19 protein-coding genes and 1 tRNA gene are annotated in these 13,521 nt (G+C 35.3%); 12 read left to right on the plus strand and 8 right to left on the minus strand.

Annotated features, from left to right (window positions below; genetic code table 11):
• Position 1: 1 nt before the first annotated feature.
• Positions 2-802 carry an AmmeMemoRadiSam system protein B gene (gene amrB / locus SULKU_RS06650; protein WP_013460178.1) on the minus strand — a complete coding sequence of 267 codons (801 nt, stop codon included), beginning with the start codon at positions 800-802 and terminating at the stop codon, positions 2-4.
• Entirely contained in the window at positions 792-1,352 is a 561-nt protein-coding gene (gene amrA / locus SULKU_RS06655; protein WP_013460179.1) for an AmmeMemoRadiSam system protein A, read from the minus strand. The genes amrB and amrA overlap by 11 nt, the downstream gene beginning before the upstream one ends.
• A 138-nt stretch (positions 1,353-1,490) precedes the next feature.
• Between amrA and SULKU_RS06660 the strand changes: the two genes are divergently transcribed.
• Complete coding sequence (locus SULKU_RS06660; protein ID WP_013460180.1) at positions 1,491-2,249, plus strand: D-alanyl-D-alanine carboxypeptidase family protein; 759 nt, start codon at positions 1,491-1,493, stop codon at positions 2,247-2,249.
• A gap of 3 nt (positions 2,250-2,252) precedes the next feature.
• On the opposite strand, the gene SULKU_RS06665 is transcribed toward SULKU_RS06660, so the two are convergent.
• Positions 2,253-3,944: an EAL domain-containing protein gene (locus tag SULKU_RS06665; RefSeq protein WP_013460181.1), complete on the minus strand. Its 1,692-nt coding sequence runs from the start codon at positions 3,942-3,944 to the stop codon at positions 2,253-2,255.
• A gap of 49 nt (positions 3,945-3,993) precedes the next feature.
• Positions 3,994-4,290: an ATP-binding protein gene (locus SULKU_RS06670; protein WP_013460182.1), complete on the minus strand. Its 297-nt coding sequence runs from the start codon at positions 4,288-4,290 to the stop codon at positions 3,994-3,996.
• 319 nt (positions 4,291-4,609) lie between these two features.
• Between SULKU_RS06670 and SULKU_RS06675 the strand changes: the two genes are divergently transcribed.
• A complete protein-coding gene (locus SULKU_RS06675; protein WP_013460183.1) occupies positions 4,610-4,861 on the plus strand; it encodes a hypothetical protein in 252 nt (83 codons plus the stop codon).
• 37 nt (positions 4,862-4,898) lie between these two features.
• Here SULKU_RS06675 and SULKU_RS06680 read toward each other — a convergent pair whose 3' ends face one another.
• From SULKU_RS06680 to SULKU_RS06695, 4 genes are all read right to left on the minus strand, one after another.
• The gene (locus SULKU_RS06680) at positions 4,899-5,651 is read right to left on the minus strand and encodes a diguanylate cyclase (protein ID WP_013460184.1); all 753 of its coding nucleotides are present in this window, start codon (positions 5,649-5,651) and stop codon (positions 4,899-4,901) included.
• Positions 5,652-5,836: 185 nt separating this feature from the next.
• Positions 5,837-5,911: transfer RNA gene (locus SULKU_RS06685), tRNA-Glu, on the minus strand.
• 111 nt (positions 5,912-6,022) lie between these two features.
• Positions 6,023-6,574 carry a response regulator gene (locus SULKU_RS06690; RefSeq protein ID WP_013460185.1) on the minus strand — a complete coding sequence of 184 codons (552 nt, stop codon included), beginning with the start codon at positions 6,572-6,574 and terminating at the stop codon, positions 6,023-6,025.
• Between the two features lie 122 nt (positions 6,575-6,696).
• Entirely contained in the window at positions 6,697-6,903 is a 207-nt protein-coding gene (locus SULKU_RS06695) for a hypothetical protein (protein WP_013460186.1), read from the minus strand.
• Positions 6,904-6,980: 77 nt separating this feature from the next.
• Here SULKU_RS06695 and SULKU_RS06700 point away from each other — a divergent pair, with 77 nt between their 5' ends.
• The 10 genes from SULKU_RS06700 to SULKU_RS06745 all read left to right on the plus strand — a co-directional run bounded on the left by SULKU_RS06700 (position 6,981) and on the right by SULKU_RS06745 (position 13,431).
• Complete coding sequence (locus SULKU_RS06700; protein WP_013460187.1) at positions 6,981-7,259, plus strand: hypothetical protein; 279 nt, start codon at positions 6,981-6,983, stop codon at positions 7,257-7,259.
• Complete coding sequence (locus tag SULKU_RS15010; protein WP_013460188.1) at positions 7,256-7,414, plus strand: hypothetical protein; 159 nt, start codon at positions 7,256-7,258, stop codon at positions 7,412-7,414. Before SULKU_RS06700 ends, SULKU_RS15010 begins: the two co-directional genes overlap by 4 nt.
• Positions 7,415-7,417: 3 nt before the next feature.
• Entirely contained in the window at positions 7,418-7,768 is a 351-nt protein-coding gene (locus SULKU_RS06705; protein ID WP_013460189.1) for a hypothetical protein, read from the plus strand.
• Between the two features lie 274 nt (positions 7,769-8,042).
• On the plus strand, positions 8,043-8,531 hold the full coding sequence (locus SULKU_RS06715; RefSeq protein WP_013460191.1) for a hypothetical protein: 489 nt from the start codon (positions 8,043-8,045) through the stop codon (positions 8,529-8,531).
• Between the two features lie 165 nt (positions 8,532-8,696).
• Positions 8,697-8,891, plus strand: coding sequence for a hypothetical protein (locus tag SULKU_RS06720; protein ID WP_013460193.1), 195 nt, complete (start codon positions 8,697-8,699; stop codon positions 8,889-8,891).
• Positions 8,888-10,231, plus strand: a complete 1,344-nt coding sequence (locus tag SULKU_RS06725; protein ID WP_013460194.1) for a hypothetical protein — start codon at positions 8,888-8,890, stop codon at positions 10,229-10,231. The genes SULKU_RS06720 and SULKU_RS06725 overlap by 4 nt, the downstream gene beginning before the upstream one ends.
• A 10-nt stretch (positions 10,232-10,241) precedes the next feature.
• Positions 10,242-10,448 carry a hypothetical protein gene (locus SULKU_RS06730; RefSeq protein WP_013460195.1) on the plus strand — a complete coding sequence of 69 codons (207 nt, stop codon included), beginning with the start codon at positions 10,242-10,244 and terminating at the stop codon, positions 10,446-10,448.
• Between the two features lies 1 nt (position 10,449).
• Entirely contained in the window at positions 10,450-11,010 is a 561-nt protein-coding gene (locus tag SULKU_RS06735; protein ID WP_013460196.1) for a hypothetical protein, read from the plus strand.
• Positions 11,011-11,187: 177 nt separating this feature from the next.
• On the plus strand, positions 11,188-12,495 hold the full coding sequence (locus tag SULKU_RS06740) for a hypothetical protein (protein ID WP_013460197.1): 1,308 nt from the start codon (positions 11,188-11,190) through the stop codon (positions 12,493-12,495).
• Positions 12,496-12,651: 156 nt separating this feature from the next.
• Positions 12,652-13,431 carry a hypothetical protein gene (locus SULKU_RS06745; protein ID WP_013460198.1) on the plus strand — a complete coding sequence of 260 codons (780 nt, stop codon included), beginning with the start codon at positions 12,652-12,654 and terminating at the stop codon, positions 13,429-13,431.
• Positions 13,432-13,521 lie beyond the last annotated feature (90 nt).

A 13,521-nucleotide genomic window follows, 5' to 3' on the forward strand; every position in this document is an offset into this window, starting at 1 on the left:
TTCAGTAAAACAATACGCTTGCATAGCCGACGACACGTGATGTGTCCTGGCTTGCATCGGCACTGGTTCGGTAATCAAGGATAATATTTTTTAAATCTCTTTTTTTCGCAATATTGAGCATCGCTTCAACTCCGATCATTCCGCATGCTTCACACCCTTGATGCAGCTTATCACTGTCTTCTTCCCGAATCGCTTCCAAACAAATGGAATCAAGCTGCTGTGCCTGCGATAAATTATAGTAATGGCTTAGATCCGTGCTGATGACGACAGCCGTATTCTGTCGTGCAAGACAATACTCTATAACCGGTTCAAGCATAAAGGGTTCCGCATAGGCATAGACAAGTTCGACAACCTGTACATCGGGCAGATAGTGCTTGATAAAAGGCATTTGAACTTCAGTACTGTGTTCATGATGCGCCTCGGAAAAGTAGGGGAGGGCGAATCTCTCTCTTAACTCTTTTGTCAACTGCGGGTCAATGGTCAAATCTCCGAGTGGTGTTTGATAGTGCGTCAAATCACAAATACTTACTCCATCAAAACCGACACGATGTGACGGTCCGATGACAACCACGGTTTTGGGTTCGCTATTGTTTAAAATTCGGTAGGCGACATTGGCCGTAAAACCTGAATACACCCAACCCGCATGGGGAACAATGATGGCATTCCCGTACAAGGTAGAAAATGACTTTATAATATCTGAATGGGCTTCTATAACAGAATTGAAATGGAAAATCATATCATTGATTTCAGCGGCACTTGCCGGATAAAAACTCCCGGCTACGCTCATAGTTCTAGTACTCATCATTCTTCTCCTCATACTTATCAACTTGATAGGTATATATTTCTGGATGGTAGGGTAGGGGATCGCTTCCGATACCGGCTTTAAGTCCTAAATGGGCAAAAAAAGAATCAAAATCACTGAGCTCGTCCCAAACTTGGGGTAAAAAAGTTGCTTGATGATTATTTAGACGCAATATGACGCCGTCAATATGGGGGCGTATGATTTGCTTAAGTTCATTTTGATCTTGATATACCACTTCCTTGGGATGGGTTAAAAGAGACACCTCTAGCGAAATTTCAGAATATTCCGTTCTGCTCAAAGGTGAGAATCGTGGGTCGCGAAATGCAGCAGAAACAGCATTGGAAGTTAAATCATCTATGAGACTTTGATGAGCGATAATTGATCCGATACATCCGCGCAAGTGGCCATGCAGTGTCAGAGTCACAAAACATGCCTTTTTTTCGGATAATTCCGGATGCATAGATACGTAGCGGTCTTTATCCACTCCGACACCGTCAAAATGAGCTTGTATGGCATTTTTTGCAATTTGGATGTAAACCGAAGAATCCATGTTTCCCTCTCTCCATTCTTTTTGAATAAAATTTGATATTACGGACTATTTTACACCATTTTCTGATTACAATTGTTTCAAAATCAGGTAAGATAATACCAATGTAGATGAATGAGATTTGTTAATCAAAGAAAAAATATGGATAGAAGAGCGTTTTTATCATTAACCGTTGCTTATAGTACGACACTTGCGTTTGGCGCCAATGAAGAATTCGTCCCATCATCCGCATCCCTGAAAAATGTCTCTCCTACGATCAGTATATTATTAGATAAATTGAATGCGGTGCAAAAACATGTCGGCTACGTTCGATTCAATATTATCAGCTTTGACGAGATGTTAAAAGTTGCGTCTCTATGCAATAAACCGCTTACTTCAGGCGAAATAGGATTTATCGAAACTATTTTTTACGGAGACCCGCGCCGATACGGCTTTTTCGGTGAGAGAACCGTACCGCTCTTAACCGCAAAAATTTCAGAAAAAGATCTTGTATACATCAAAAAGACAGGCCATTTTCTTCTTAAAGGTGCTGCTACCGAAAAATACACTACTATCAAATCGCTTGTCGGAAAAGATGCCATATTGACTTCGGGTGTACGCGCTCCGGTCAAACAGCTTTATCTTTTTTTGAAAAAAATAGCCAGCGAGGGGGGAAATCTTCGTTTGGCTTCAACCTCTATCGCTCCTCCCGGATTTACATTTCACAGTGTCGGAGATTTCGATATCGGCAAAATCGGTCTCGGGTATGGCAATTTTAGCGAGAAATTTCAAGAGACCGATGTATTTAAAAAACTGTATAACGGCGGATATATCACCATCCGCTATACAAACGGAAATCCCTACGGCGTACGATACGAACCGTGGCATATCAAAGTAACAGGCGGAAATGAAACGGCATAATCTTTAAGTGATATTCTCTATAGGCTCCGGCTGATGAAGATAATATCCTTGCAAAAATTCAATATCAAGCGACCGAACGATGTTGAAAATAGTTTCAGAATGGACGTACTCGGCTATAATATCTATCTTTAACTCTTTCGCAAGCGAAACGATTGATTTAACAGTGAGATATGCACTCTCGTCCGTATCAATGTTTTTGATCAAACTGCCGTCAATTTTTAAAAAATTGGGACTCATATTTACGATATAGTTAAAATTTGAATATCCGCTGCCGAAATCATCGATTGATATTCGACATCCTGCAGCTTTTGCTTTGTCTATGAATTCGCTTACATTTTTATTCGATGAATCAATATGCTCGCTTTCAACCAATTCTATAATAACCCGTCCATGCATATTATATTGATCTATCAAATTGAAAAACAAGAATGAAACTTCCTTGTTTATCATATCTTCATGCGTAATATTAATAGAGAAGTGATATGTATTATGTCGAAAATAATCAAATACGTTTTCGAGCATCAGCAAGGTAAGATTCGTATATATACCGGCAGTTTTAGACTGCTCCAGAAAGAAAGACGGCATTGTGATCTGCCCCTTGTCATCAATAATGCGCATTAAAGTTTCAATATGATAGCTATTATCGAATACATTAATGATTTTTTGTCCAAACGGTTTTATATATTTTTTATTAATAGCGTTTTGGATCATTGCAGTCAACAATTTTGATTTGTGCAATTCATCTATAATATGGGTGTTTTTATTAAAATCGATAAAGGACATATTGTTTTCTTTAGCATAACTCAAAGCGATATCGCACATTCTTCTAAGATTGCTTTCACCACGAGCAAATGCGATAAAAACATTTATCTTTAATCGTATTTCACCGATGCGAAAGGGTTCATTTTCTATACATCGAACAATATTATCTTGTTTTATCAGGATTTCGTTTCCATAAATTTCTTTAGTCAGTATCGCAAATTCATCTGCGGAAACTCGATAGATTCTTTCCTGACTTTCCAATACTGTAGCGAGTCTTGATGCAAATAGCTGTAAAATAGCATCCCCGATATCATATCCGTAAGATTCATTGATATTTCTAAAATGCTTTATATTGATTAACATCAAGGATTTTGCACCCGTTACTTCGAGGTCTTCCGTGAGTTGTTGACGGTTCGGAATACCAGTTAAATGATCCGTAGTCTGTTTTACGATACGTTCCATTTGTTTAAAGTAATCGTTAACGGCTCTCGCTATCTTGCCTATTTCGTCTTTTTGAAGTAGAAATTTCGAAAGTCTATTACTCTCGTTGCAGTTGATTGTATTTGTAATTTCATTAAGCGGCTGGATAATAGTTCTGAATAAAATATTTCCTAATAAAAATATAAAAACAAGTCCCATAAAAAAGATCAGATACAATTGGTTTATAAAAATATAATTTACAATTTCTGTTGTTTTTGAATTTAGTCTAATGCCAAGATGGGCAATAGGTTTTTTGTCGCTTGAGAAGAGAGGAAAAAGGATATCATAGTCTTTATCCTTATCGGCAAATTCAATACTTTGTTTTGTGACATTCGCCAAATCGGAAATATATTTTTTATCCCAAATTTTTCCGATTATGTAATAGCCTTGAGGCGGAGTTTTTCTGCTGTAATCTATCGAAGGTTGAATAGGGGCGGTAAATATTTGAATCACTTTTCCATTTTCAAATAAAAAATAATTTGAAAAATATGAAGATTCGGCATTAGTCTAATTTATTTATGGACATAGGCTCTTCAAGATTTATTTGAGCCCAATTTTTATCTTGATTTTTTGTAAATGTTACGAGATCGTCCCAATAGGAATAATCATAATTTAGAACTTTAAATGGATTGCTTTTTAACGCTAATACTTCATTAAATGTTGATTGAAATTCACTAACTCTTATTTTTTGTACCGTTTCCAGTTTTTGAGTGTTGTAGCGCCAAAAAAATACAAGGATTATCATAAATACGGTTATTAATAAAGCAGTCGATAAGAGTATTTTATTTTTTAAATTCATTAATATTTCCTTATTATGGCAAGATATTTATTTATATCGTCGGAATTCCATTGTACAAGCGAGTAGGCCTATATCGTTCGTGTAATATTATCGTAACACATGCATACTTTAATAATTAAAATTTCTTATTCGTTTACCTTTTTGGTTCATACTGCTTTTGCCCGATGGTCTACATGGCCTGAAGGACTTCTTTCTCATCCTCCTTAAGATAAGCTCTTTCTTTACTCGTCACATTGAAAGAGCGCTTTTAGCCGAATACACTGTAATAAACAAGTAATTTTTTCATTCCATAATTTGTTAATTCCTAATAAGGCTAACCATGATACAAAATTCACTTGTAAATCAACAGGTTCAAGATGATGTAGTCAATAGAATAACCAAAATTGCACATCAACATCTACAAATTGCATACAAGGCAAAAATGACACACTATGAGATGTCAATGTGCCTGGAAATCAGCAATCTTCAAAATGTACCGATTGATCAAATTTTCAATAAAATGGCCATTTTTAAAGAGTCAAGCGATTATATAGTTTATAAAAAAGATTTCATTTGGAACGGCAGTAAATAAGATAGTTATTCCTAAAAGCGGCGGATTCTGCTAGAACTTAAAAAAAATCTAATTCTTCGTTTTCATGCATTATGACTTTGTTTCTTCCGGTCTCTTTTGCCCTGTACAGTGCTGAGTCTGCCATAGTATAGAAACCGTTTTCATCCACATATTCATTAACAAAATCAATAACCACCAAACCTAGAGATATCGTTATATGAGATGATACCGCCGAATTGGAATGGGGAATATTTAAATCTTCGATATTTGCTTTTATCTGCTCTGCAAATTCTAATGACTGCTCTTTATTTAATCCTGAAAATATTATACCGAACTCTTCGCCACCGAGTCTAAATGCAAAATCGCCGCCTCTATGTAATGAATTTTTAATAGTAGAAGCAACAATCGTCAATGCTTTATCTCCGGCATAATGGCCATACGTATCATTATATTTTTTAAAATAGTCTATATCAAGAATTATAAATGAAAGCGTAGATTTTTCTCTTGTAGCACGATAAATCTCTCGTGTTAAAATATCGTTAAAATATCTTCTGTTATAAAGTTCTGTCAGTGAATCAGTAATTGATAATTTTTCAAAATTCTTTTTTTCAGTTATGTCATATCTTACAAGGACTTCACCTAGTGGAAAATACTCTTCATCATAAATAGGCATTATCCTGTTTTGATACCAACGTACTTTTCCCTCTTTGGTTATATATTTCAACTCTCCTACAAGAGTTTTTTTTGCGGCAATGACATCTTTTACCTTTTGAACAAATTCATTCGGCAATTTATTGTGTATATTACTCATTTACCCTATTTTCAGCTAATCCAACCTCTTCACCCTTTTTGATTCGGTTGTTGCAAAATATTTATATCTACATTTTATTTATTGTACATAAAGTTCCTGAAAATACATAAAGTCGTATTATGAGCTACAAATAATGGCAAATAAGATAAATTGAGTAGGATGAGTAAAAAATAAGAAGTTTAAAGTGGTGACCCCAAGGGGATTCGAACCCCTATGGCCAGAATGAAAATCTGGAATCCTAACCATTAGATGATGGGGCCACTTTAAAAAAGAAAAGAATCAGGCGAACCTGAGCCGAAATTATACGATTTGTATGCTGAAAAAAAGCTAAATCACAACTTTATTTTCCCGAAAAACGGGAAGAGGGGAGATTAATTGTTATAAAAAGAGCGAAGAGCACGGATTATAACTGCATTTTTAGAGATGCTTTCAGCTTTTGCATTGTCATCTACCAATTCATAAACATCTAACGGCAAAGAGATTGAAAATGTTTTGGTTTCAATTTTTTTACGTTTAGCAACCAGACTTGTAATGTTTTGAAGCATCTCAAGAATTTTTTTGGTATCAATCGGTTTTTGAATAAAGCTGTTGACACCGACTTCGATCGATTCAGAGATCTTTTGAATATCGTTACTTGCAGAAATAACAATAATGATTTGTGACGGATTGATTGATCGGATGCGGCGGGCAAGCTCAATACCGTCGATTTCAGGCATGATAATATCGACAAAAATAATGTCCGGGTTGATTTTTTCATACATGCGAAGTGCATCAGCACCGTTGTAAGCCGATGTAACTTCAGCAAAAAAGTTTTTGAACGTTGAGCTTAAAAGATCGTTGGCGACAACTTCATCTTCAACGACCATTGCTGTCAATTTCTTTGTTTGTTCTGTAAGTTGGATTAGATCGACGTTTGATGACATGATAGATCCTTAATAGTATTTCAGCAACATGTTAAAAAATGTCGCTGTGGTTATTTGTTGCAATTATAGATAATAATTTTTAGCATTACCTTAAAAAAACAACTTTAGTTAGAGTGAGGCATTTAATACTGTTTGAATTGTTCTAGCCATTCAATATTGGATTCATTGGTTTTCTCTTGCTGTCGCAAAATCGACTCTATAATACTGAGAAGAGTTTGACGATCCATGAATTGCAGTAGCTCAGGATTAATGTGGGTAGGTTTGATTTCCCCATAGCGGTTTAGAAGGTTTTCAATGTCTGCTATTAGCTGTTCTTTAGTTGATTCCATTTGGAAAGTTTAACTTACATCAACTGAAACTTCTTTTTGATTAACATAATATATATTATATTGAAAAAAGGATTTATATGACTTCTATGATCGGTTCACTACAACGAAATGATGGTAACACTCTTTCTGCAAGAACTGACTATCTTAAAATAAACTTTACCCCCAGTGAAAAAAAAGTTTTTACGCATAAAGAGAAAAATGTTAATAATTTTTTTTCAGCTAACGGCGTTTCATACAATCAAACAGAATATTTTAGAGTATTGTCGCTTAATTTCGACAATCCTGACTTAATGGCTCTCATGTCTAAGCTCTATTTGACTGACTGTAATAATGCTTTCAAAGGCGGCAAATTATGAGTCAAAAATCCAATCAAGAAAAGGTGTTCTATGCGATAGCTCAGTTATTACAAAAGGGTGAGAAAAATATTACCCGTTACAAAGTGGCGAATATGGTTTCATCTGTTGACCGCTCGACGGTTTATATCATTATCAAAAAATATTCAGAAGGATAACTTATGGCATCTGTTGAAGACGCAAAAAATCAAGCTCGCGAGTATATCAAGCTCACTCAAACTAACATCGTAAAATTGGCGGGTACTGTTGTATCTAATTACATTAGTGAACCTAAAGCTAAGCTCAAAGATGGTGAACCCGTTTTTATCGATGGTGTACAGCAATTTTATGCACCTCGTATGTCTTGTAAAGTTGCTTTTGTCGGTGGTGAGGCGGAAATCCCACTTAACTCTGAGCAGTACAAAAAAGTAAAAATTGGTGAAATGTATCTCTTTACTGGTCGTCAAGGGCTGATTAAGTCTTTCGGTTCTGAGTCTGTCGGCGTTGTTTACGACACTATCGAAGAGATTTAACCATGACTGCGCTCTCCTCCGTTGTTCTCCGCTTGATGGGGGAGCAGTATACCCTCCCTACTCCTTATAGTTCTTTGATTTGTGATTTATTTGTACATAACGGTTTTTCATATTGTCGTACTCCGACTAAGTGGTTAATGCGTCCCGTACATGGTCGTCTATGGAAAAAGATTTCTCGAAGTACATTCGAGTTTGAACATTCGGCCTATAAAACTAAAATCAATCAATCACAAGCCAAAGGGCTTTTAAAATATACACAATTGGAATTTGACTTATGAGCCGTATTAACGATTTATTGCACATACATGAAAAGCAAAAACAAAATAAAGGTGAGCCTTTAAAGGTTTACAAATTCGATATAAACACTATCGCTTTTCTTGGTTTAAAGATTAATGATGATGAGCTTCCCCCTTCTCCCTCCCCTATTCCTTGGGGAGATAGAATAATTCATACTTTCACGATTGATAAGATTGATTATATTAAAACTCATTTTGGTCTTTTCATGAAGCGAAAGCAATCACCGATAATTGAGGTCTGCACACCTGAACGATATTTCTTAGCTAAATCATTTTTAACTCTTGATGATATCAATCATGTCAAATTGCATGAAAACGAGTTCTACAAAAAATTCAATTTGGCGAAATATGACGTTCCCCAAGCTGGATTAACAAGGGGGTCTAAGCGGTCTTTTTCTGACCGTGCAGAAACCCAAAAAACTAAATTAGAAGTAATACAGGACAAATATAAGGATGGTGTTAAATGAGTCTTTCTAGAAAAAAATATCTACATACTGAAATTTTTGTTTACATTCTGTTTTTGTTAGAGGGAAAATTTTTTGTATTGACGGCGATTATGCATTTGTTTCTTTTTCACCCTACTCTAAAAAAGTCAAACTATCTGAACTGAATTTGATTAAAGGTTGTTTTAAATGAATAATACAAAATATATTGATGAAGCTATGGAATCTGCAATAGATTTAATGAATGGTTTATTGATTTATCACAAAGCACAATCAGATTGGCAGAATTTACCTTTATCTGAAAAGTCTATTTACAAAGATTTCAAAGAATATTTAGAGGTTTGTTTTAGAGAGTATTTTATTTTAAAGGTTTTAAATAAATGACTCTTATCTCTCAGCATACTGACACATTTAAAGAAGCCCTTTATCTTAGTGGTGATTATGAAAAATACAATAAATTTGTAAATGACATGATCGAGTTAAAAGAACAAGCACAAGACATACATGACATAAACAATGATAACCGTTTTATTGTTTTTACTATGGGCGGTATGAAATGGCATATCATGGCCACTTCAATTCGCGGCTATTCTGTTGTCTTGAAAAATGGTGATGTATCAATCGCTTTGAAGAAAAAAGGTGATTTAAAAACCGATAAAAACCCTTCTGTAAAAATCGAATATCGTGCTTCTTTTCTTGTTAATTATGGCCTTAATTCATGTGTTAAAACTATGCATGATTATTTTAAAGTATTTATTCATGCTGATTTTATTTCTAAAGTCCAAGAGATTCATATCTCGGCGGATACGCAGGGTCACCGTTTTTCTCTCCTTGATATTGTACGATTTAAGACTAGAAGCCGCTTTATCTCGGTTCATGATGGAGATGATGAATTTATCGGAAGACAAATGGTGTTTTCTTCTCGCCGGATGGAGACAATGTATTTTGGAGGTTCTAATAACAAATTACGCATCTATGACAAAACAAAGGAAATTAAGGGCCATCCTGACTCGGGGCATATTGAAAGACTATGGAGACTTAATCCGCTTTATAACGAACAAAAGGACGTTTGGAGAATTGAATTTCAGATCAGACGGCCTATTCTAAAACAACTATTTAATGCTCATAAAGAGCCGTATGATTACACCTCTGTTCTTCTTGAAAATATTTCGGGTCTATGGGATTTTTTTATTAACTATTTTTCTTACCGTGATTTAGACCGTGATAAAACATTGAACATCATCGAGGGCCATTGGCAAAAGAAAGATGGCTCTTTTAAAATCCTTACAAAAGAAGCTGAAAGAAACATTTATAAAAAATCAGAGCTTCATCCTTTATGGAAATTGATTAGCTCTTATGAGGCTACAAAACCATCTTATTACTTTCGATTCAACCAGGTCAAGGCTACGTCACCCATTTACGCTATGAACGCCTACTGCGCTCTTGTTTCAACGATTACTAAACATTACGGGAGGTTTGATGAAGAACTCGTTAAAAAAACTATTGTCGAGGCGGAAACTCGTTGCGAGAAGAATAATGACATGGGTGTATTGGATAAAGCAATTTTAAAAACTGTGGATTATTTCGCAAAAGTTGATTATCAAAAATCGAATGGGTTGGACATCATAGATGTAGATGATGCCGTAAAAGAAAACATAGAGTATTACATTGCTCCGTTGGCTTCCCATACTGTAGAAAATGCTCTACATAAAACTATATTTTAAGGATTGAAAAATGCCAATCGCATTAATCTCGTATTTTGTCCCTCTTGCTGTTGAGCTTATTAAAGCTTATGTAAAAACGACTGATTCTTCTAAGGATGATAAAGTCTTAGAAGTCGTTCAGACCGGATGCGCTTATCTTGCTCCTCGAGGTAACAATACTGTAAATTTTGGTACTGTTAGCGTCGTTGATTCTCATAAAATGATTGAGGCGGTTTAAAATGGCTCGTAACTATTATGTTAATTTTTCTTTTGTAAATGATGTTCTAACTGAGCGTCGATCTTTCTTAGATTCTAGTGACTCTATCACTGAATATCCTTTGGGTAATTATCCCTCTTATTTTTCTGTTGTTGATTTGGTTCCTTCCGTCAATTGTGATCTTTTCTTTTCTACTCTTGTCGGTTGTTATGCTTTTGAAATTCAGCTTGTCCAAAATGATGGTTTGATGTTGAGTGTTTTAAATGATTCATCATACATCTTTCCTGAAACCGTCGTTTATTTTGACATTGAGGGTGTTTACAAATATGCCGGTCTTCCCGTTCCTCCTTTGCTGGGTTCTCTCCCCTCTTTAAACGGTAACGGTTGTGAATATATTGATGGTGCAATGGTTGTTTCTGTTGGACGTCCTAACGTTGTTTACTCTGTTGTTCGTTCTTCTTTTCAGATTTATGCTGACAATGCTTATCAGGTTGTTTATGATCTTTCTAGTGTTGATGGTCATAAACTTTCTGTTCCTGAGTCTCTTCTAACTGCGTATGTTCCGCCAGTTACCACTCCTTAAGTTTTGGGGGTGTAAAATGGTTGAAAATTATATAGGATTCTATTATGAAAAAGTTTTTTCTTCGTCGTATTCCAATATTTTATATTATGCGAAAACAGCCTTTATTGGTTTTAATCATTTTTTGCGCTTTTTCAATTTTAATTTTCATGGCTCTTGTAGCCCAATAAAGGGTTACTGATGGCCGTTGAATTTGTTCCTCGTTCTTCTGCTTTAAAAGTTCTTTGGGCTGGTGCTCAGTTTAACCCTTGGGTTCGTGGTGCTGTTGCTGCTGGAACTGCTGCTTATCTAGGTTATGAGGCATATAATAAAGGTCTTTTAGACCCTTATTTGCCTGACGGACTTGATAAATTTCCTGATATTCCAACTTTGCCTCTCCCTCCTTCGCCTGCTCCGACTCCTACTAAAACGAGTCCAGTTGTCCCGAATCCATCTGTTAAAGCACCTATTGATGAGCTTAAAGAAAAAATGAATGAAAATACACGAATTGCTAATACTAATTTTCAAAATATTGAAAATAAGATTAATTCTGCTGTTGATTCATTTTCAACTGCAAACACTTCTCTCGTCGATGCTGTTTCTCATTCTCCTCTATTAATGCATCAGGCTATGACAAAGGATACTTTGGATTCTATTGCTATCTCTTTAGAGAAGCAAAATTTAATTTTTACTAATCTTACTGATGTCTTCATTTCTTACTTTGATTCATTTTTGAATGTTCAAATTCTTGATGTTCAGAATAATAAGGTTATCACTGATTATCAAAAAAAGATGGCTTCTAGTGGTGATTATGGTGATGCCGATTATTTTTATGCTTTTGAGTCTACTTCTGTTTATTGGCATAAGGTTGATTTGGCACAATATGTTTTTGATGAACGATTGGGTATTACCACAAATTCTGATTTGTTGCCTTCTGTTATGTATATGGAAGGTGAAATTTCATTGATTGATAGGCTTGAAGAAACAAGTACTAAGAAAGAAATTCGTGATGCTGTCGAATCTTATAGAAAGTCTAAAGTTCCTTCTGGTGTTCGTGCTTTAATTGATTTTGCTCTTGTTAAAGGTACTGAGTCTGAAAAAGAAGCAACTAAAGAAGCTTCTACTTATTATAAAGCGGCTACTGAGAATCTATCAAATGATGTTAGTGGTGTTTCTCTTTCGAAAATTGCTGGATGGGCTGATATGGCTATTGAGCGTGAAAAAATTATTCAAACTCCTACTACAATAAAGGATATGGATGGTACTGTAATTGCTGAGAATGTTTCTCCCTTGAGTATTTCTATTACTAAAGATGCTTCTATAGCAAGAGAAAAAACCGATATTAATAGTCAGGAATTTGACGACGATGATTTTAATAATCCTTTTGATGTTATTCCGACTATTCCATTTATTTCTTCCTCGGATATATATAATCCGAAACATCAAGCCCCTACTTCTAATTCTTTCTTAGAGATTATGAAAACAAAGTTTACGGGTTTATTCTCTTAATTCCTTCCCTTTTGGGTTGGAAAATTCAAACGTATTTGATTGATACCCTATTTAAACCCTCTATTTATCGATATTAAAAAATATAAAATTCAAATATTGTTCTTAATTTCTTTTTTTCTCTACGATTTCCTAAAATATTTTCGTTTTGGGGATTAGATGAGCGTTGCACAAAATACCGTCATTAATATGGGTGAAGACCTCACCATGATGGTTGGATACTCTGTTGTTAATCAATGGTTGCATGATAAATTATCCGATCTCTTCCCTCCTGAATTAGACGAAAATGGTAAACCCGTCCAAAACATTGCATTAGAAGTTCTGAGCGGTGGTGCTTCTTTTCTTTTTATGTCGTCAATGATGGAAGTTATACGACGTGAAGAGAAATTTATCGAATACTTATTCGTGGCTGGTGAGGCTGTGATAGATGTTCTTTATGCTCGTAATAAAGGGTTCTTTGATGGTATGAAATCTAAAATAATGGGGCTTAGAGGTGTTAAAGCTGTTTCTAAAATGAAAACCCTTAATTCACAAACAGATCAGACGAATTCATTTGTCGGACAAGTTTATCAAGCTATGCAGGCGATCATGCAGGGTCGTAATTCTTCGCATGATGTAGCGAATACTATTTCGGCTTCTAATAGTTCTCAGGATACGGCTATTAACCGTGAGGCTCATAACCTCAAATTTGCTGAATTGCACAACAAATCCTTTTCTTCCTCTTTGTTCATAAAAACGGCGACGGGCTCTTTTACGGTTGCGGATAAAGTCATGCTTCAAAAAATGATTGGTAGAACAGAATTTTCTACGGTTCCGTTAAATGTTGACGAATTCAATAAAGTACATGAATTCCTTTATGTTAAAGATTCTAACGGAAAAATGGTTGCTCTTACCAATGCTCTTATGTCTTGGGCTAATGGTATGGGTTTTATTAAATAATATTAAAGGGGTAGAAAAATGACATCATGTGAAGAAGCGTCGGTTAGACAAAGGGATATTCAAAGACTTCTTCAGGCTCTTTGTACTGTT

The organism is Sulfuricurvum kujiense DSM 16994, from assembly GCF_000183725.1.
GTDB classification, from domain to species: domain Bacteria; phylum Campylobacterota; class Campylobacteria; order Campylobacterales; family Sulfurimonadaceae; genus Sulfuricurvum; species Sulfuricurvum kujiense.

What these genes read in the sequence shown, in the direction of transcription:
- SULKU_RS06700 (WP_013460187.1), top strand. Translation starts at nt 6,981, where the DNA reads ATGACTTCTATGATCGGTTCACTACAACGAAATGATGGTAACACTCTT.
- SULKU_RS06735 (WP_013460196.1), top strand. Translation starts at nt 10,450, where the DNA reads ATGGCTCGTAACTATTATGTTAATTTTTCTTTTGTAAATGATGTTCTA.
- SULKU_RS06690 (WP_013460185.1), bottom strand. Translation starts at nt 6,574, where the DNA reads ATGTCATCAAACGTCGATCTAATCCAACTTACAGAACAAACAAAGAAA.
- SULKU_RS06705 (WP_013460189.1), top strand. Translation starts at nt 7,418, where the DNA reads ATGGCATCTGTTGAAGACGCAAAAAATCAAGCTCGCGAGTATATCAAG.
- SULKU_RS15010 (WP_013460188.1), top strand. Translation starts at nt 7,256, where the DNA reads ATGAGTCAAAAATCCAATCAAGAAAAGGTGTTCTATGCGATAGCTCAG.
- SULKU_RS06745 (WP_013460198.1), top strand. Translation starts at nt 12,652, where the DNA reads ATGAGCGTTGCACAAAATACCGTCATTAATATGGGTGAAGACCTCACC.
- SULKU_RS06720 (WP_013460193.1), top strand. Translation starts at nt 8,697, where the DNA reads ATGAATAATACAAAATATATTGATGAAGCTATGGAATCTGCAATAGAT.
- SULKU_RS06660 (WP_013460180.1), top strand. Translation starts at nt 1,491, where the DNA reads ATGGATAGAAGAGCGTTTTTATCATTAACCGTTGCTTATAGTACGACA.
- SULKU_RS06675 (WP_013460183.1), top strand. Translation starts at nt 4,610, where the DNA reads ATGATACAAAATTCACTTGTAAATCAACAGGTTCAAGATGATGTAGTC.
- amrA (WP_013460179.1), bottom strand. Translation starts at nt 1,352, where the DNA reads ATGGATTCTTCGGTTTACATCCAAATTGCAAAAAATGCCATACAAGCT.
- SULKU_RS06695 (WP_013460186.1), bottom strand. Translation starts at nt 6,903, where the DNA reads ATGGAATCAACTAAAGAACAGCTAATAGCAGACATTGAAAACCTTCTA.
- SULKU_RS06725 (WP_013460194.1), top strand. Translation starts at nt 8,888, where the DNA reads ATGACTCTTATCTCTCAGCATACTGACACATTTAAAGAAGCCCTTTAT.
- SULKU_RS06680 (WP_013460184.1), bottom strand. Translation starts at nt 5,651, where the DNA reads ATGAGTAATATACACAATAAATTGCCGAATGAATTTGTTCAAAAGGTA.
- SULKU_RS06670 (WP_013460182.1), bottom strand. Translation starts at nt 4,290, where the DNA reads ATGAATTTAAAAAATAAAATACTCTTATCGACTGCTTTATTAATAACC.
- SULKU_RS06715 (WP_013460191.1), top strand. Translation starts at nt 8,043, where the DNA reads ATGAGCCGTATTAACGATTTATTGCACATACATGAAAAGCAAAAACAA.
- SULKU_RS06740 (WP_013460197.1), top strand. Translation starts at nt 11,188, where the DNA reads ATGGCCGTTGAATTTGTTCCTCGTTCTTCTGCTTTAAAAGTTCTTTGG.
- amrB (WP_013460178.1), bottom strand. Translation starts at nt 802, where the DNA reads ATGAGTACTAGAACTATGAGCGTAGCCGGGAGTTTTTATCCGGCAAGT.
- SULKU_RS06730 (WP_013460195.1), top strand. Translation starts at nt 10,242, where the DNA reads ATGCCAATCGCATTAATCTCGTATTTTGTCCCTCTTGCTGTTGAGCTT.